At 70.1% G+C, this 18,392-nt stretch carries 9 protein-coding genes; 8 read left to right on the top strand and 1 reads right to left on the bottom strand.

Annotated features, from left to right (window positions below):
- Positions 1-15: 15 nt before the first annotated feature.
- Complete coding sequence (locus TBR22_RS21285; protein ID WP_239489847.1) at positions 16-1,356, bottom strand: TolC family protein; 1,341 nt, start codon at positions 1,354-1,356, stop codon at positions 16-18.
- Between the two features lie 385 nt (positions 1,357-1,741).
- Between TBR22_RS21285 and TBR22_RS21280 the strand changes: the two genes are divergently transcribed.
- From TBR22_RS21280 to TBR22_RS21245, 8 genes are all read left to right on the top strand, one after another.
- Positions 1,742-2,830, top strand: a complete 1,089-nt coding sequence (locus TBR22_RS21280) for an efflux RND transporter periplasmic adaptor subunit (RefSeq protein WP_239489846.1) — start codon at positions 1,742-1,744, stop codon at positions 2,828-2,830.
- Positions 2,827-5,877 carry an efflux RND transporter permease subunit gene (locus TBR22_RS21275; RefSeq protein ID WP_239489845.1) on the top strand — a complete coding sequence of 1,017 codons (3,051 nt, stop codon included), beginning with the start codon at positions 2,827-2,829 and terminating at the stop codon, positions 5,875-5,877. Before TBR22_RS21280 ends, TBR22_RS21275 begins: the two co-directional genes overlap by 4 nt.
- Positions 5,878-5,968: 91 nt before the next feature.
- On the top strand, positions 5,969-6,583 hold the full coding sequence (locus tag TBR22_RS21270; protein ID WP_239489844.1) for a response regulator transcription factor: 615 nt from the start codon (positions 5,969-5,971) through the stop codon (positions 6,581-6,583).
- 15 nt (positions 6,584-6,598) lie between these two features.
- Complete coding sequence (locus tag TBR22_RS21265; protein ID WP_239489843.1) at positions 6,599-9,541, top strand: two-component regulator propeller domain-containing protein; 2,943 nt, start codon at positions 6,599-6,601, stop codon at positions 9,539-9,541.
- 122 nt (positions 9,542-9,663) lie between these two features.
- The gene (locus TBR22_RS21260) at positions 9,664-10,041 is read left to right on the top strand and encodes a response regulator (RefSeq protein ID WP_239489842.1); all 378 of its coding nucleotides are present in this window, start codon (positions 9,664-9,666) and stop codon (positions 10,039-10,041) included.
- A 356-nt stretch (positions 10,042-10,397) separates the two neighbouring features.
- Positions 10,398-12,944, top strand: a complete 2,547-nt coding sequence (locus TBR22_RS21255) for a glucan 1,4-alpha-glucosidase (protein ID WP_239489841.1) — start codon at positions 10,398-10,400, stop codon at positions 12,942-12,944.
- Positions 12,945-13,305: 361 nt separating this feature from the next.
- Positions 13,306-14,535 carry an N-acetylglucosamine-6-phosphate deacetylase gene (locus TBR22_RS21250; RefSeq protein ID WP_239489840.1) on the top strand — a complete coding sequence of 410 codons (1,230 nt, stop codon included), beginning with the start codon at positions 13,306-13,308 and terminating at the stop codon, positions 14,533-14,535.
- 494 nt (positions 14,536-15,029) lie between these two features.
- Complete coding sequence (locus TBR22_RS21245; protein WP_239489839.1) at positions 15,030-18,371, top strand: carboxypeptidase regulatory-like domain-containing protein; 3,342 nt, start codon at positions 15,030-15,032, stop codon at positions 18,369-18,371.
- The last annotated feature ends 21 nt before the right edge of the window (positions 18,372-18,392 follow it).

Here is an 18,392-nt window from a genome sequence, read left to right as displayed (position 1 = left end):
TTCTCATCCCCCGACTCAGCGCCGGTCCGCGACCGACGCGCTCACGTACTCGAGTTCCGCTCGCCCGCGTGCGTGGGCGAGCCACAATCGCGCGCGGCGCACGCTCGCGTAGGCGGCAATCCGGTTGGCCTGCGCGCGCGCCAGCGCGGTCTGGGCGGCGATGACCTCGACGTTGCCGGCGACCCCGGCCGCGAAGCGATCGCGGGCCTGTTCGACCTCGGCGGCAGCGAGCCGAGCGGCGTCGTCGGCGAGGGGCGCTCGCGCCTCGGCCGCCGCAAGGCGGGCTGCGGCGGCTGCCTCCTCGAGCGAGACCGCGTTCTGGACCTCCTCGGCGATCACCTCGGCGCGCTCACGGCCGATGCGCGCCAGGGCCTCGCGTGCGCGGAGCTCACCGCCGGTGAACAGCGGCATCTGCACTGAGGCGACGACCTGGTAGGTGCCGAGCCACGGGTTGGACTGGAGGGCCGCCGCTCCCGCCGTGCCGGTCACCGACACGCGGGGCAAGCGGAGATCGAGGGCGCGGCGCACGCCGAGGCGCGCGATGTCGACGTTCGTCCAGGCGACCAGCAGCTCGGGCCGGAGGCTGGTCGCGGGGCTCGGCGCCAGGGTCACCGGCGCGAAGAAGATCTCCGCATCGCTGCACTCGATCGGACGCCCCTGCGGCAGGTTGAGGACGTTGGCCAGCCGCAGCGTCGCGACGCGTGCATCGGCGTCCGCCTCGATCAGTGCCTGACGCTCGGCATGCCATTGCACGTCCGCCCGGAGCGCATCGAGTCCCGTGCCGCTCCCACGGCGCTGGAGATCGGAGGCCAGATCGCGCAGCGCCTGCGCGAGACGGAGTCGCTCCCGCGCCGCCTCGCGGGTGGCCAACGCCTCGAGCAGGTCCAGATAGGCGCCGGCCGCGGCGAGCACGTTGGCCTCGCGAACCACCCGCTCCCCGGCGCGAGCCGCCACTGCCTGCTGCCGCGTGATCGCGTGAGCGCGCACCGCCGCGACGTCGACGATGGGCACCGAGACGACGCCGACGGCGGCCATCGTCGAGAACGGCCCGATGGTCGGCGTGGCCAGCGCCGTGCCGAACATCGTCTCGGCATTGAGGCGTGTCACGTCCCGCCCGGCCCGCAAGCCGACGCTCGGGAGCAGCGTGGCCCTGGTGAGGGCGCGCGCCACTTCGGCTGCGGCGCCGTCCAGCGCCGCCGCGCGCACCGACGGGTTCGCCTCGAGCGCACGCCTGACGGCTTCCGACAGCGTCAGTCGCAGGGGCGCTGGACCGGCGTCCTGCGCGGCGAGATCGGGCGTCGCCGCACCAACGGAGATCGCCGCCGCCAGCGCGCCCACGCGACGCAGCCATCCCACACGTACAGCACGTCGTTCGACAGCCATCGCCGGTCGTGCAGTGCAATCCCGATGCCCCGCTCGCACGGGGCTGTCACGCCGCCGCGTGCCACGTGCCGAGACCCGCCTTCAGACATCGACGTGCCAGGGCCGTGTGGCCGAAGCGCATCGCCGTGTGGCCGATGGCCTCAGCGATCGGCTACCACGACGTGCGACGACGCTCGTACCAGGCCCGACCGCGACGTGGTCAGGGGTTTGCTCGCATGGTCGATCGAGCACGTGTGGTCGTGGCGTCGACCTCGATTGCCCGTGCGGTCATCAGCGGCCAGTGAGGGCCTCGTCAGCCAGCGTGATGGGTCCAGGCCCGCTGAACACGGCAACTCGCGCATCGAAGAAGGGATCGACCGTGAGCACGCACCGACGCCTGGACATCGCGATCCTCCTCACGGCGACGCTTGCCGGGTGCTCGCGCCGCGAGCCCACACACACCGTGTCTCCACCCGTCACCGTGCGCACCGCCCGCGTGAGCGTACAGGCGATGCCCGACGACGTCACGGCGGTCGGGACGAGCGAAGCCTCCTCGACGGTCGACGTACGCGCGCAAGTCACGGGGACCCTGCGGGCCATCCACTTCGCGGAGGGCGCCGACGTGCAGGCGGGACAACTGCTGTTCACGATCGATCCCGGCCCCTTCGAGGCGGCGCTTGCGGCCGCTCAGGGCACGCTCGCCCGCGACGCGGCGACCCTGGACAATGCCACGAGTGAACAGGCCCGGTACGAGGCGCTCGCCCGCGACCTGGTCGTGGCGACCGAGCAGCTCGAGGCGGCGCGCACCGCGGCTCGCACCGCCGCCGCCGCCGTCGCGGCTGACCGCGCCAACGTCACAGCGGCACGGCTGCAGCTGGACAAGACGCGGATCCAGGCCCCTGTCGCCGGCCGGACCGGCCACGTCCCCGTCGACGTCGGCGACCTGATCGACGCCGAGTCGCCGACGGCGATGGTGTCGATCGCGCAGATCGCCCCGATGCACGTCAGCCTGGCCGTGCCGGGGGCCATGCTCGATCGGATCCGCGAGGCGCTCCGGACGGACACGGTGCGTGCCGACGCCGCGGTCGACGGTACGGGCACCGTGGCGACCGACGGACGCATCGTGTTCCTCGACAACGCGATCGACCCGGCGACCGGCACGATCCGCGTGAAGGTCGCATACCCGAACCGGGACGGTCGCCTGTGGCCGGGTCAGTTCGTCAGTGTGGTGCTGCACCTCGGTCTGGCCGAGCGTGCGATCGTCGTCCCCACGGAGGCGGTGCAGCAGGGACAGGCGGGAGACTACGTCTTCGTGGTCGGCGTCGATCACACCGTCGAGGCTCGCCCGGTTCGCACGATTGCCACAGGCGGGGGACTGACCCGCGTGTCGTCGGGCCTCCGCGACGGGGAACTCGTGGTCACCGACGGACAGGTGCGGCTGGCCGCCGGGATGAGGGTGGTCCCATGACGGCCCCGGAGTGGTGCATCCGCCGTCCCGTCGCCGCGACGCTGCTGACTGCCGCCCTGGCCATCTTCGGTGGCCTGGCGTATCCACAACTGCCGGTGAGCGATCTCCCGGTCGTCGATTTCCCCACGATCAGCGTCGCCGCGACGCTGCCCGGCGCCAGCCCGGACACGATGGCCTCGACGGTGGCGATGCCGCTCGAGCGGCAGTTCGCCACCGTCGCCGGCGTGTCGTCGATCAGCTCGACGAGCACGCGCGGCTCGACGTCGATCACCCTGCAGTTCGACCTCGAGCGCGACATCGACGCAGCGGCGCAGGACGTCGAGGCGATGATCGCGCGGGCGGCGCGCGCGCTGCCTCCGGACCTGCCGGCGCCGCCCACGTACCAGAAGGTCAATCCAGCGGCCTCGCCGGTCCTGCTGCTGACGCTCACCTCGCCGACGCGGCTGATGACCGAAGTCGACGAAGCTGCCGAGACGAAGGTCGGGCAGCAGATGTCGATGATCGAGGGCGTCGCCGAGGTGACCGTCTACGGAGCCCAGAAGTATGCCGTGCGCGTCGATGCCGATCCGAACGCGCTGTCGGCCCACGGGCTGTCGATCGATGACCTGACCACCGCCATCTCGTCGGCCAGCGTGAACCGGCCGACGGGCGCCATCCAGACGCCGACCAGGAACCTCGATATCGAGGTCGACGGCCAGCTGCACGACGCCGCCGCGTTCCGCCGGGTCGTCGTCGCGTGGCGCAATGGCTCGCCGATCCGGCTGGAGCAGGTGGCGCGGGTGACCGACGGCGTCGAGAACGATCAGACCAGGACCACCGTCGACGACACCCGCGCCATCCTGCTGGCCGTGCAGCGGCAGCCCGACGCGAACACCGTCGCGGTGGTCGATCGCATCCGTGACGCGCTTCCCCGCATCCAGCAGGAGCTGCCCGCGGACGTGCAGATGAACGTCATGTGGGATCGATCGCAGGCGATCAGGGACGCGTCCCGTGACGTGACCGTCACCATCCTGCTGACCATGGCGCTGGTCGTCCTGGTGATCTTCCTCTTCCTGGTGAATACCTCGGCGACACTCATTCCGGCGCTGGCCCTGCCGACGTGCCTGCTCGGGACGTTCGTCGTCATGGCCGCACTCGGCTACTCGCTGGACGCGCTGTCGATGATGGCGCTCACCCTCTCCATGGGCTTCGTCGTCGACGATGCGGTCGTGATGCTCGAGAACGTGGTGAGACACATGGAAGCCGGTGCCGATCGCCTGCGCGCCGCCCTCGAGGGGGCTCGCGAGATCACCTTCACCATCGTCTCCATGACGCTGTCGCTCGCGGCGGTCTTCATCCCCGTCCTGTTCATGGGAGGTGTCGTCGGTCGTCTGCTGAGGGAGTTCTCCGTCACGATCGCCGCCGCCATCCTCGTATCGGGCGCGGTGTCGCTGACCCTGACGCCGATGCTGTGCAGCCGGTTCCTGAGGCCGACGCCCGCCGTCGCGAGCCGGCCGCGCTGGATCCGCCGGCTGGACGCGGTCGTCGAGTCGTCCCTGCGCGGGTACGCGCGCACGCTGCGCCTCGCACTCGCCCACCGTGGCCTCGTGCTGGCTGCCTCCATCCTCATGCTCGTCGGCACGGTGTGGCTGTTCGCGCGGATCCCGAAGGGGTTCATTCCCGACCAGGATGTCGACATGCTCGTCGGACAGACCCAGGCCATCCAGGGCATCGGCTTCGACGCGATGATGGCCGAGCAGAACGCCGCCGTCCGGGCGATCCGCCGCCACCCCGACGTCGTGTCGGTCACCTCGGTCGTCGGCAGTTCGGCGCTCAACACGGGTCGATTGTTCGTCAGGCTGCGCCCACGGGCGCAGCGACGCCTCGGCGCCGGCGAGATCGCCCAGGCGCTGCGCCGCTCGCTGGACGAGGTCTCCGGCCTGCGGGTCTTCCTGCAAAGCCCACCGGCGATAGCCGTGGGCGGCAACCAGACGAAGAGCCAGTATCAGCTGACGCTTCAGGGCACCGACACCAGGGTGCTCTACGCGGCATCGGATCGACTCCTGGCGAGGCTGGCGAAGCTGCCAGAGCTGCAGGACGTGACCACCGATCTCGAGATTGCCGATCCCCAGCTCTCGGTCAAGGTGGACCGGGATCAGCTCGCCTCATTCGGCCTGACCCTCGATCAATTCGAGAGTGCCCTCTACAGCGCCTACGGCGAGCGCGAGGTGTCGACGATCTACGGCCCGGACGACCAGTTCCAGGTCGTGCTCCGGGTGGCGCCGGAGTTCCAGCGGGACGAGACGGCGCTGTCGTTGCTGAACCTCAAGACCAGTGCCGGCGGTGAGGTCCCGCTGGCGCAGGTGGCCCGGGTGTCCAGACAGGCGGGCCCATCGGCCATCAATCACACCGGGCAGCTGCCATCGGTGACGCTGTCGTTCAACCTGGCGCCGGGTGTCGCCCTCGGTGATGCCCTGCAGGCGGTGTCGCGCGAGGCCGGGGCACTGGTGCCGGCCTCCATCGCCCGGTCGTTCCAGGGCGTCGCCCAGCAGTTCCAGGGATCGCTGCAGGGACTCGCCGTCACGCTGGTGCTGGCCGTCGTCGTGATCTACCTCGTGCTCGGTGTCCTGTACGAGAGCTTCGTCCATCCGGTCACGATCCTGTCAGGGCTGCCCTCCGCAGCGGCCGGGGCGTTGGTCACTCTCTGGCTCGCGGGACTGCCGCTGGATCTCTTTGCGTTCGTCGGCGTCGTGCTGCTCGTCGGGTTGGTGAAGAAGAACGGCATCATGATGGTCGACGTCGCCTTGGCGGCCGTCCGCCGCGGCGCGCCCGCCGACGCCGCCATCCTCGAAGCGAGCCTGGTCCGGTTCCGCCCGATCATGATGACAACGGTGGCGGCGCTGGCCGGAGCCCTCCCGATTGCTCTGGGACTCGGTGCGGGGGCCGAGACGCGTCAACCCCTCGGCCTGGCCGTCGTCGGAGGGCTGCTCGTGTCGCAGGCGCTGACCTTGTACGTGACGCCTGTCTACTTCCTCTACCTCGACCGCATCGCCCGGAAGGTGGGCTGAGTGCCACGGCAGTGGCACGCCGGTGGCAGCGGCTCGCGGAGTCGATCAGGTACAATCAGGCCTTCCCCGCGAGTCACGCAACTACACGACCATGATCCGGATCGTGACGATCGACGACCACCCGTTGATTCGAGAGGGCATCGCGGCAGTCGTGCGCACGCAGGCCGACATGACCGTGGTCGGCGAGGCGGAGCGAGGCGAGGACGCGGTCGAGCTGGTCGACACGCACCGTCCTGACGTCATCCTGCTGGATCTCAGGTTGCCCGGCATCGACGGCATCGAGACGATCGGCCTGATTCGACGCGAGTTTCCCCGTGCGCTGGTCATCGTGCTGTCCTCGTTTGCCGGCGACACCGAGATCACGCGGGCGATGGAAGCGGGGGCTCGCGCCTACCTCCTCAAGAGCATGCTGCGTACCGAGCTCATCGAGACGATCCGGCAGGTGCACGCCGGGCGCACCCGCGTGCCCGCCGTCGTCGCCGAGCGCATAGCGGAGCACCTGGGCCGGGGGACGCTGACGCCGCGTGAGATAGAGGTGCTGCGCCTGGTGGCCGAGGGTCGCAAGAACAAGCAGATCGCCGCGGCGCTGTCGATTGCCGAGGAGACGGTGAAGGCGCACACGCGCAACATCCTGGGGAAGCTGGCCGCCGACGACAGGACGCATGCGGTGACCATCGCCGTCAGGCGCGGGATCCTCCACTTGTAGCGTGGCATCGATGTGATGCTCCGGCTGGTCCGCGTCTGCTCGGCGCCAACGCTGCTGGGGCTCGCAATCCTGCTGGGCGAGCCACGTCCGACCGCGGCGCTCGATCGGGACAAGCGCCTCTCGCAGTTCATCGTCACGACGTGGACACGCGCCGAGGGCCTGCGGTCGTCGCGCATCACCGCGCTCGCGCAGACGCGTGACGGCTTCATCTGGGTGGGCACCGACGCGGGGCTCGTCCGATTCGATGGGGTCCGGTTCGAGCGGGTGGACCAGGGCATACCCACCGTCAACATCTCTGCCCTCGGAGCGGCATCCGACGGCGCACTGTGGATCGGCACGACGACCGGTCACGTCATTCGCCTCGCGGATGGCGCGTCCTCTCGCGTCGACGCCGCGGCGGGGGCGCCCCGCGGGTATGTCGAGACCATCGTCGAAGGCCCGGACGGACGTGTCTGGGTGGGCACGGCGGCGGGACTCGCTGTGTACGAGAGCGGCGTGTGGCATCCGGCGGCCCTGACGTCGGCGTCGGCCTCGGCGCGGGTGTTGTCGGTCGCACCGGATGCGCACGCCGCCTGGGTGGGGACCAACGAGGGACTCGTGCGCTGGCCGGCGCCTACCGCCCGCCTGGCTCCGCCGGCCGACGGGTGCCGGGGCATCATCCGAAGTGTCGTCACCCTGGGCTCCGGTGCGATCTGGGTTGCCGACATGGCGGGCAGCGTCCGGTCGATCGACACGAGGTGCCGGTCGACGGCGACCTTGCAGGAAGGGCCGACCCGCCCGTGGCGGCTCCTGCAGGATCGGGACGGCGCGCTGTGGGTCGGCACGCTCGGGCAGGGGTTGTGGAGGATTGCGCAGCCGGCGCAGGCCTCGAGTCCGGAAGCGTTCGACGCCGGCGTGTTCCCCGACGATCGCATCACCGCGCTCCTCGAGGATCGTGAAGGCAATCTCTGGGTCGGCACCGATGCGGGTCTCGCCCGGGTGACCGATGGACCGGCGACGACGTTCGGCCCGCCCGAAGGGCTGTCGTCGAGTTTCATCAACTCGGTCGTCGCTGCTCCCGACGGGTCGATCTTGGTGGGGTCGCCCGGAGGCGTCGATCGGATTCGTGACGGGCGTGTCCGGCAGCTGATGTCCGGCGAGGCCATGGGGCTTGCGCTCGACGCGACCGGTCGGCTCTGGATCGGGAGACGAGAAGGCGTGTCGGTGCTCGACACGGCACGGGCCAGCGCGCCGTCGATCGTCAGCCGCGATGCCACGAGGGCGATCGTCCTCACCGGTGACGGGGCAAGCGGCGTCTGGATCGGGGATTGGGGGCTCGGTGCCCTGCACTGGACGACCGCCGGACTGCGGCGGATCGCCCTCGGGCCGGCCGGCACTCGGGTCTCGGCCGCCGAGCTCGACAGGCACGGTCGCCTGTGGCTGGGCCTGACCGAGGGTGGCATCGTGCGCGTGGATGGCGCCGGCGCTTCGCCCGTGTCCATCGACGATCCGCTCCCGGGCGGTGGGATCACCGACATCCACGAGGATCGCGAGGGGGCTCTGTGGGTGGCGGCGGTGACCGGTGTGATCCGCATCGACCCCTCGGGTGCCGTGCGTGCATTCGACAGGCGCCACGGCCTGCCCGACGGGCCGATCGTCTCGATCGTCGATGATCGCCACGGCGACCTGTGGCTCACCGGCGTCTTCGGCGTCGCGCGTGTCCAGCGGGGGCCGCTGATCGCGAGGTCACCGGCAGGCATCGAGCCGCATGCCGTGACGGTGTTCGACGTCGACGGCTTTCGTGCGTCCCCGACCGCCGGGGCATCACCGCGCGCCGTGATCGACGGCCGTGGCGACCTCTGGGTGGCCACGACACGCGGCGTGGTCCGGGTCGATCTCGATCGACTGCGCGAGGCGCGAGCCGGACCGCCGGTGAGGCTCCTGACCTTGCAGCACGACGGCACGCTCGTGAACCTGGCGACAGCCCCGGAGCCGCGGCTGCCGTCGAGCGTCAAGGCCATCCGGATCGCCTACACGGCCCTGAGCTTCAGCGCGCCGCAGCGAGTTCGCTTCCGCTACCGCCTCGACGGCGACCGGGGTTCGTGGGTCGGGGTGGGGACGACGCGCGAGATCGTGTTCGACGGCCTGTCGCCGGGCGCTCATCGGCTCGAGATTGCTGCGGCGCACGGCGGAGGGGCCTGGGCCGACCCGCCAGCGGTTCTGACCTTCACGATCGCTCCGGCGTTCTATCAGACGACGTGGTTCGCGACGCTCGCGATCTCCGGCCTCGGCGCGGCGCTGTGGGGGCTGCACAGGCTGCGCGTCGCTCGTGTCTCGGCGACGCTGACGCGCCGCCTCGAGGACCGCGCCGCCGAACGCCTGCGCATCGCCCACGAGTTGCACGACACGCTCCTGCAGAGTGCCACGGCCGTCGGCATGCACCTGCAGGTGATTCGCGACGCTCCGCCGCAGACGACGACCGACCTGCAGCGGGAGCTGGACGGCATACTGCGACGGGTCGATCAGATGTCCGACGAGGCTCGGGCCACGGTGGCCGAGATCCGCAGCGCCAGTGCCATGCCGGTCACGCTCGTCAGCTCCCTGGAGCAGCTCGTGCAGCAGCTCCAGGCCCACACCGCCGCCGCGATCCGGATGCGGGTGAGTGGGCAGGGCCGGTCCCTGTCACCGCCGGTTCACGGCGCCGCCTACCGGATCACCCGTGAGGCGCTCCTCAATGCCGGTCGCCATGCGCGAGCGTCACGCATCACGCTCGATCTCGAGTTCGCGACGCGACACATCCGGATTGCGGTGCGCGACGATGGCATCGGAGTCGACCCGGAAGTGCTGGAACACGGCAAGGTCGGGCACTTCGGGCTGGTCGGCATGCAGGAACGCGCCCGGTCGGTCGGGGCCACCGTGCGCATCACCTCGATGGCCTCACGCGGCACGACCGTCGAGCTGACGATACCAATCACGTGAGCGAACGCACCGGCCACGACCGAGCCCACGCCTCCACTGGCGGCCCGTACCCCGGAATGGGTACGCGACCCACGTCCGTGCGGAGTACAACGACGTCCCGCCGGCGGTGCGATAGTGCAGGCGTGGAGACGCCGACGCGGATCATGGTGGTCGAAGCTCACGCGCCGATGCGCGAGGGCGTGGCGCAGCTGATCTGCAGCCAGACCGACATGGTCTTGGTCGGCCGTGCGGCGTCGGTCGAGGCGGCGCTCTTCGCCTACGCTGGCTGCCTGCCGGACATCACCATCCTCGACAGTCGACTGGCCAACGGCGAGGGTCTGCTGGGACTGCGATTGCTCCTCGACGAGCACCCCGACGCCCGCGTGATCGTGATGACCACCTACGATCACGATCTGAACGTCGACGCCATCCTCGACGCCGGTGCGCGCGCCGTCCTGCTCAAGGCGACCCTCCGCCACGAGCTGCTTCCATTGATTCGGCGCGTCCGCGCCGGCGAGTGACCAGCCGCGGCGACATCCGCGCACGCGGCGGCGATTCACACAGGTGACGTGGGGCCGGACGCCGCACGACTGCGCCTGCACGCCTCACGTGCCGCGCCGTCGGTCGGCCATCGGCCGGCGCGCGGGCCGCGCGTCGACCTGGCACCACTCGTGCCCTGCATCGAGGGGGGCCGCACGCGGCAGGTCGGAGACTGCGGCGCCGCCACGACATGCAGCCGGCTGGCGGTCGGCGTGGAGGGCATCGTGAATCGTGAGAGTTCAGGGCACGTGGACCGGCCTCGTGTGCCGCGCAGCAGTGTCCCGGAGCGACGAGCGTGTCGGCCGGTCACCCGGCGTTGCCGACTGGCGGTGCGATCATGAGCACCGTTCCACGCCACGCGCCGGGCTGGCCCGGGATCCAGCCGCGGTGGACTACCAGCGCCAAGTCGGCTGTCGGTACGGCATTGCGGGCCGGCAGCAAGGTCTGGTTCACGTTGAGCCACGGCATTCTCAACGAGGTGTACTACCCGCGGGTCGACCAGGCGTGCCTGCGCGACCTCGGCCTCATCGTCACCGACGGCAGCGCAGGGTTCTCGGAGGAGAAGCGGGACACCACGAACGTCACACGGTGGTGCGACGCCGGCATCCCTGCGTTTCGGCTGGTGAACACGTGCCGCGACGGGCGGTTCCGCATCGAGAAGGCGATCGTCACCGACCCTCGACGCGACGTCCTGCTGCAGCGGGTCCGGTTCGTCCCTCTCGTGGGCGCCATCACCGACTATCGCGTCCACGTGCTGCTCGCGCCGCACCTCGCCAATCGCGGCACGGGGAACACGGGCGTCGTCGGGGAGTTCAAGGGTGTGCGGATGCTCACGGCGGAACGCGACGGCGCGGCCCTCGCCGTCGCGTGTTCGAAGGGTTGGCTGAGAGTCTCGGCAGGCTTCGTCGGACGGTCTGACGGGTGGCTCGACCTGGCGACCCATCGCCATCTCGCCTGGGAGTACGACCGAGCCGAAAACGGCAACGTGGCGCTGGTCGGTGAGGTGGACCTCGTGGGGAGCGATGGACAGTTCGTGATCGCCCTTGCCTTCGGCTCGACGGTCAGCGAAGCCGCCCATGGTGCCCGGGCGAGCTTGTTCAGCTCGTTCGACGACGCGTGGGACGGCTATGTCGCCGAATGGCGCGAGTGGCAGCATCACATCGCCCCACCACAGGTCGAGAGGTCGCCGACGTGCCGCTTGACTCGCATCAGCGCCACCGTGCTTCGCTGCCACGAGGAGAAGCGCCTTCCCGGAGCCATGATTGCCAGCCTGTCGATTCCGTGGGGGGCCGACAAGGGCGATGACGACCTCGGCGGCTATCACCTGGTCTGGCCGCGCGATCTCGTGGAGGCCGCGGGAGGCCTGCTGGCGGCCGGTGCGCGCACCGATGCGCTGCGAGCGCTGCAGTACCTCCGGGTGGTGCAGAACCCGGACGGGTCATGGCCCCAGAACATGTGGGTCGATGGCACGCCGTACTGGCGCGGGATCCAGCTGGACGAGACGGCGTTGCCGATCCTGCTCGTCGACCTCCTCCAGAGGCACGGGGACGCTCAGGATCTGGTGGCGACGTTCTGGCCGATGATTCGCCAGGCCGTCAGCTACATCGTCACGCAGGGGCCCGTCACCGAGCAGGACCGATGGGAAGAGGAGCCGGGCTTCGCACCATTCACGGTCGCGGTCCAGATCGCCGCGCTCATCGTCGCCGCTGACATCGCCGGCCAGCTCGGAGAACCCGAGACGGCCACGTATCTCTGCGAGATCGCCGACGGCTGGAACGACACCATCGACGAGGCGCTCTACGTGGAGGGCACGGCCCTGGCCGCGGCCATCGGCGTCGCCGGGTACTACGTCAAGATCGCCCCACCGGAGCCCCTCGACACTGCATCGCAGGCGGGCCAATCCGGGCCCGACGACGATGGGCACGCACGCCCGCGTGAACGTCGCCGGGAGACCGTCAGCCCCGACGCGCTGGCGCTCGTGCGCTTCGGCCTTCGGGCCGCCGACGATCCGAGGATCGTGGACACGATTCGCGCGATCGACAGCCTCCTCAAGGTGGACACGCCGCATGGCCCGGTGTGGCGGCGGTACAACGGCGACCGCTACGGCGAGCAGGAGGATGGCACTGCGTACAGCGGCACCGGCATCGGGCGCGGCTGGCCGCTGCTCACCGGGGAGCGTGCGCACTACGAGATTGCGGCAGGCCGATTCGACGAGGCCGCCGCGTTGATGTCCTCGATCGAACGGTTCGCTGGAGACACCGGCCTGATTCCCGAGCAGGTGTGGGACGAGGCGGATGTACCGGAGCGCGAGCTTCGCTTCGGTGGGCCGACCGGCAGCGCCATGCCCCTCGTCTGGGCCCACGCCGAGTACCTCAAGCTGCAGCGGTCGATCAACGACCAACGAATCTTCGACATGCCGTCGCGAGTGCGGGAACGGTACGTGACCAACCGCACGCGGTCGCGTCGTGCGTGCTGGCGCTTCAATCACAGGCGCCGCAGGCTGGCGCAGGGCCTCGACCTGCGCATCGAGACGCTTGCCGCGACGACCGTCCACTGGAGCACCGACGGCTGGGCCACGGTGCACGACACGCCGTCGCGAGACACCCTGCTCGGCGTGCACGTGACCGACCTGCCGGCTGCCGATCTGCCGGCTGGCGCCGAGATCCTGTTCACGTTCTTCTGGACGACCGCCGATCGCTGGGAGCAGCGTGACTTCCAGGTGACCGTGAGTCCGTCCGCGCAATGTCGTCCCGATCAGCGAGACGGGCTGGAGACGCCTTCATCGACGGCCGCTGGGGAAGTGTGCCGCCCGCCCCTGGTGCCCACTGGTGCCGCTGATGCAACCGACCGCGCCGCGACGCGCGCACGGCCTGGTCGCCATTGACGGCCGGACCATCAGGCGTCCGTGTCGGCGGCGCAGAAAGCTGATCGTCAACTCGCCGAACCACACCACTGTCTACACCCCGGTCGGCGCGATGGGTGTCGCTCTCACCGGGGGGATGGGTACGGCAAGGCCGACGGCAGGGAAAGGCGCGGGTGCGCCGGCGCCGCGGTGAGCCGGGGCGCTGGCTCTGCCATCCAGAGGTGGCGTGCTCGTTCGGCGCGGCAGCCACGTGGCCGGCGCCCGATCACGGGGCCACGTCGGCCCAGAGGGTCTCCATTCGCGTCCGCATCGCCGCATCCGGCAAGCGGCCGCGGCTCGTCCGGAGAGCCGGGCACGTCGGCGGAGGTACGATGCGCATCGCATGCCTGCTGCCGACTGCCTGGTCATCGAGAACGCCACGGCCATCCTCCCGGACCGTCTCCTGCCGCGCGCGCGCGTGGTGATCGAGGACGGCCGCATCGCCCGTGTGGGAGGGGCGGCGACGCGCGTGCCCCGCGGCGCCCGCACCCTCGACGCCCGCGGCGGTTACGCGGCGCCAGGATTCGTGGACGTGCACGTCCACGGTGGGGGCGGCGCGGACTTCATGGACGGCACCGCCGATGCCGTGCGCACCGCGTGCGCCACCCACGCGCGCCACGGCACCACCACGATCTTTCCGACGACGACGACGGGATCGCCGCAGGAGATCGCGCGGATGATCGCCGCGTGCCGCGCGGTGCGCGACCAGGACGGCGCCTCGGCGGGTCCGCCGCGGGGCGCGCGCATCGCGGGCATCCACCTGTACGGCCCGTTCTTCGCGCCCGACAAGGTGGGGTGCCACTCGGAGGCAGGGCGTCGCGACCCCACACGCGCGGAGTTCGCGCGCTACTTCGCGACCGGGATGGTGCGGATCGCAACCTGTGCCGCGGAACTCCCCGGCGCCGACAGGTTCTTCCGCCAGGCGGCGCGGGAAGGCTGCCTGGTGACGTGCGGGCACTCGAACGCCTCGTGGGCGGAGATGGCGCGCGCGTTCGCGGCAGGCATGCGCCACGTGGATCACTTCTGGTGCGCGATGAGCAGCGTCGCGTCGGTCCGTGCGCGGCTCGGCACGCCGATGCAGGGCAGCATGGAGCAGTACGTGCTCGTGAACGAGGACATGAGCACCGAGGTGATCGCCGACGGGCAGCACCTCGCGCCGGAACTCCTTCGCTTTGCCCATCGGATGCTCGGCCCGCGCCGCCTGCTGCTGGTCACCGATGCAAGCCGTGCGGTGGACATGCCGCCTGGGCGCTACCGGTTCGGGCATGCGGGGACGGGCACCGACTTCGAGCACGACGGCCGGGTCGGTCGGGCGCCAGGTGGCGGACTCGCGAGTTCCTCGATGGGGATGGACCACATGGTGCGGACGATGGCGGCGGCGACGAAGGCGCCGCTGTGGGACGTCGTCCGCATGGCGAGCCTCACGCCCGCCGAGCGCACGGGCCTGGCCGACGAGATCGGCAGCCTCGCGCCGGGCAAGCGCGCCGACGTCCTCGTGCTGAGCCCGCGCCTGAAGGTGCGGCAGGTCGTCATCGGCGGCGGCGTGCTGTCACCCGTCGCAGCGGGAGCCTGACCCGCCGCGACACGTCCGACTCCTGGGCCAGCCTGCACGCCGCACGGTATTCGCGTCGCAGGAACTCGTTGGGATCGGTGACCGTCCCGTGCGGACCCTAGATGGTGTTGGTGACGCGCATGTTCGCCGCGTCGTAGTGAATCCTGCTGTCGCCGTACCCGCGACCCACACGTGCCGGGGCCTATCGTCAGGCCGGCGCCAGCGGCGGTGGTGGTGAGGAACGTGCGTCTCGAGACGTGGCTCATCAAAGGCTCCTTGCGCAGCCAGATTCCACGCAATCACGGCGGCAGTCAGGATGCGGGGTGCACCATCTCGGCATGATGCTACGATGCGTCGGCACCCTCGCTCGTAACTAAGTCACGCGTCATGACTCCGATAAGTCCGGATAACAACGCGGCAACCATGGCCGAAGGACGGATGATGCGGATGAGGTAGTCGGGCGGCCAGCAGGAGTGTCCTCGCCGCTCCGTGGAGATATCAGGCACATGACACTGGTGAGCACACTGGACGGCAGGCGCGGCGTGTGGCGACGTGTGGGGCTGGCCATCGCCGCTTGGGTGGCGAGCGGTGCGGTTGCCGCCGCGGCGACGTTCGTCGTGACGTCGGCGGCCGACAGCGGGCCGGGCTCCTTCCGGCAAGCCCTCCTGGACGCGGCGGCCAATGGCGCCGGCCCGTACGACTACATCCTCTTCTCGCTTCCCGGCCCCGGCCCTCACGTGATCCAGTTGGCCACGGAACTGCCACCGATTCCCGGCCCCGTGTTCATCGACGGGTACTCACAGACAGGTGCGCAGGCCAATACACGTGAGATCGGCAACGACGCAGCCATCGTCGTCCAGATCGACGGTGGCGGGGTGCTTCCTGTCGGCCTGCGGGTGTCGAGCTCGGGAGTCACCGTGAGCGGCCTGTCGGTCACGCGTTTCACCACGGCTGGCGTCATGCTCACCGGCGGAGGCAGCAGCTCCGTGTCGATCGCCGGCAACTTCATCGGCCTGACCCCCGCCGGCGGGCCCTCCGGCAACGGCGCGGGCGTCGTGATTGGCAATGCCGGCGGAGCGTTCGGTGGCGGCGTCATCGGTGGACCCTCCGTGCGGGATCGGAACGTCATCTCCGCCAACGTGCAGGAGGGCATCGTCGTGGCCAACGACGCGCGTTCTCTGCGGATCGTCAACAACTACATCGGCACCAATCCGGCAGGAACGTTCGCACTGGGAAACGCCGTCGGCATCCGTTTCCACGGACCTGGAGGGGAAACGGCAGGGGCAACGGCCGGTAACAACCAGATCGGATCCCCGATGTCCTTCGGCAATGTCGTCTCCGGCAATCTCGGACACGGCATCGTGCTCAGTGGAGCGGCGCCGACCTACGTGGCTGCCAACCTCATCGGTGCTGCCGCGGACAGGGTCTCTTTGGTCGGCACAGCTCATTACAGCGGATGGGCCTCGGGCGGCCATGGGATCCTGATCGAGGCTGCCAACGGCGTGTCATCGTCCGGCCACGAGATCGTCGGCAACCTGGTTCGCAACAACCGGCTCGACGGCATTCGTGTCATGGACGGCACCGGCACCCGCCTGCAGCGGAACACGGTGTTCTGGAACGGCGGTCTCGACATCGACCTGTCGGGCGATGGACCGACCGCCAACGACCCGGGCGACGGCGACACCGGCCCCAACGGGAAGCAGAACTTCCCGGTGCTCACGCACGTCGTTGCCGTCGCTCTGGACAGGCTACGCGTGAGCGGCACGCTCGAAAGCACGCCGAACACGAGCGTCCGCCTCGAGTTCTTCAACGCTCGCGGCTGTCGCACATCGTCGCACGGCGGCGGCGAGGTCTATGCCGGGTCCTTCGAGATCATGACCGACAGTGCTGGCCTGGCCGAGTTCAGCGGGTCCATCACCACACCGGGGGACGAGTACCAGCTGGTCTCGGCCACGGCGACGTCTTCCTCCGGGGATTCTTCGGAGTACTCGGAGTGCGGCTTCGTGCAGCCACTTCTGGTCGAACTCACCGGAATGGTCACGTTCAACGGGCAGCCACAGGCCGGCGTGGATGTCGTGCTCGGCGGCTACTCGTGGGGCACAAGGACGACAGGGAGTGATGGCCGGTACGCGTTCGGCAATCTGACGGCCGGGAAGAGCTATACGATCACGCCGACGCTGGCCGGATACCTCTTCACGCCGACATCGACGACGCTGACGCCGTCAGGCAACGCGGCGGCCGGCTTCGCCGCGACGCGCGCGATGCAGGTGACGGGGCGGGTACGCGATCTCAACGGGTCGCCGTTGGCGGGGGTCACCGTGACGCTCAGCGGCGACCGAGCCGAGACGACGATGAGTGACGCCGAGGGCCGCTACACGTTCGACGCCCTCGCCCCGGGTGCGACCTACGATGTTGGCGTGGCCAGGTCCGGCTTCACGTTCGCACCGGCCAGTCGCCGGTTTGCCAACCTGCAGGCCGACGTCACCGAGTCGGCGGCATCGTTCACCGCGACACTCGGCGCGTTCAAGCGGTACTTCGCCGAGGGCGCGACGGGATTCTTCGACACGTCGTTGGCACTGCTCAATGCGACCGAGGCGCCGGCCAACGTCACGATGCGGTTCCTCAAGGGCACGGGCTCGACCGTCACGCACACGCTGACGATGCTGCCGCAGTCGCGGCAGACCGTCGCCCCGCGAACGCTGGCCGGGCTGGAATCGACGGAGTTCTCGACCGTCGTCGAGTCCGACGTCCCCGTGGTGGCCGACCGGACGATGTACTGGGGAGCGACCGCGTATGGCAGTCACGCCGAGACCAGTACCGTCGACCCAGCGTTGACGTGGTACCTCGCCGAGGGCGCCACGATCGGCGGCTTCAGTCTCTTCTACTTGCTGCAGAATCCCTCGGCATCTGCGTCGATGGTCAAGATCACCTACCTGCGCCCAGCGCCTGCCGTGGCGATCGAGCGTCAATACGTCGTCCCGCCGGCCAGCCGCTTCAACGTGTGGGTCAACGTCGAGGACGCGGCGCTGGCGGCGGCCGAAGTCTCGGCGGTCGTCGAGGTGCAGAACGGCGTGCCAATCATCGCGGAGCGGGCGATGTATCGGGACGGGACGGGCCAGACGTTTGCCGCGGGCCACGCCAGCGCCGGCATCACGGCGCCCTCGCCGACGTGGTTCCTTGCCGAAGGGAGCACCGGGCCCTACTTCGATCTCTTCGTGCTGATTGCCAACCCCGGCGCGGTCGATGCCGACGTCACGGCGACGTTCCTGCTCCCCGATGGGACCACGCGACTGAAGTCGTTCGTGGTCCCGGCCCGCAGTCGCTTCACGATCTGGGTCGACGAAGAGGAACTGCCCGCGGGGTCCGGCCAGCGGCCGCTGGCCAACACCGCCGTGTCGACGACGATCGCTTCGACCAATGGCGTACCGCTGATCGTCGAGCGATCGATGTGGTGGCCGGGGAGCGCCCTCACCTGGCACGAGGGACACAACAGTGCTGGCGCACCGTCGACCGGGACCCGTTGGGCGCTGGCTGAAGGCGCACTCGGGGGAGCGACCGATACCAGCACGTACATCCTCGTGGCCAACACCTCGCCGACGCCGGGACTGGCGCGGGTCACCCTCTACTTCGAGGACGGCACCACCGCCGATCGCTCGTTCCCGCTCGCGCCCACCAGCCGGCTCAACGTCGACGTCTTCACGGACTTCCCGGTCGCGCGTGGCCGGCGGTTCGGAGCCGTGATCGAGAGCATCGGGGCCACCCCCGCGCAACTGGTCGTCGAACGAGCCATGTACTCGAATGCCGAGGGTGTCACCTGGGCGGCGGGGACGGACGCGCTCGCCACAAGGCTGCGGTGACGCGACACCTCGGCGTTGAGG

The sequence above is a fragment of the Luteitalea sp. TBR-22 genome (assembly GCF_016865485.1).
GTDB lineage: Bacteria > Acidobacteriota > Vicinamibacteria > Vicinamibacterales > Vicinamibacteraceae > Luteitalea.
Note: the sequence above shows the minus strand (reverse complement) of the source record. Positions and strands in the feature narration are given on the sequence as shown.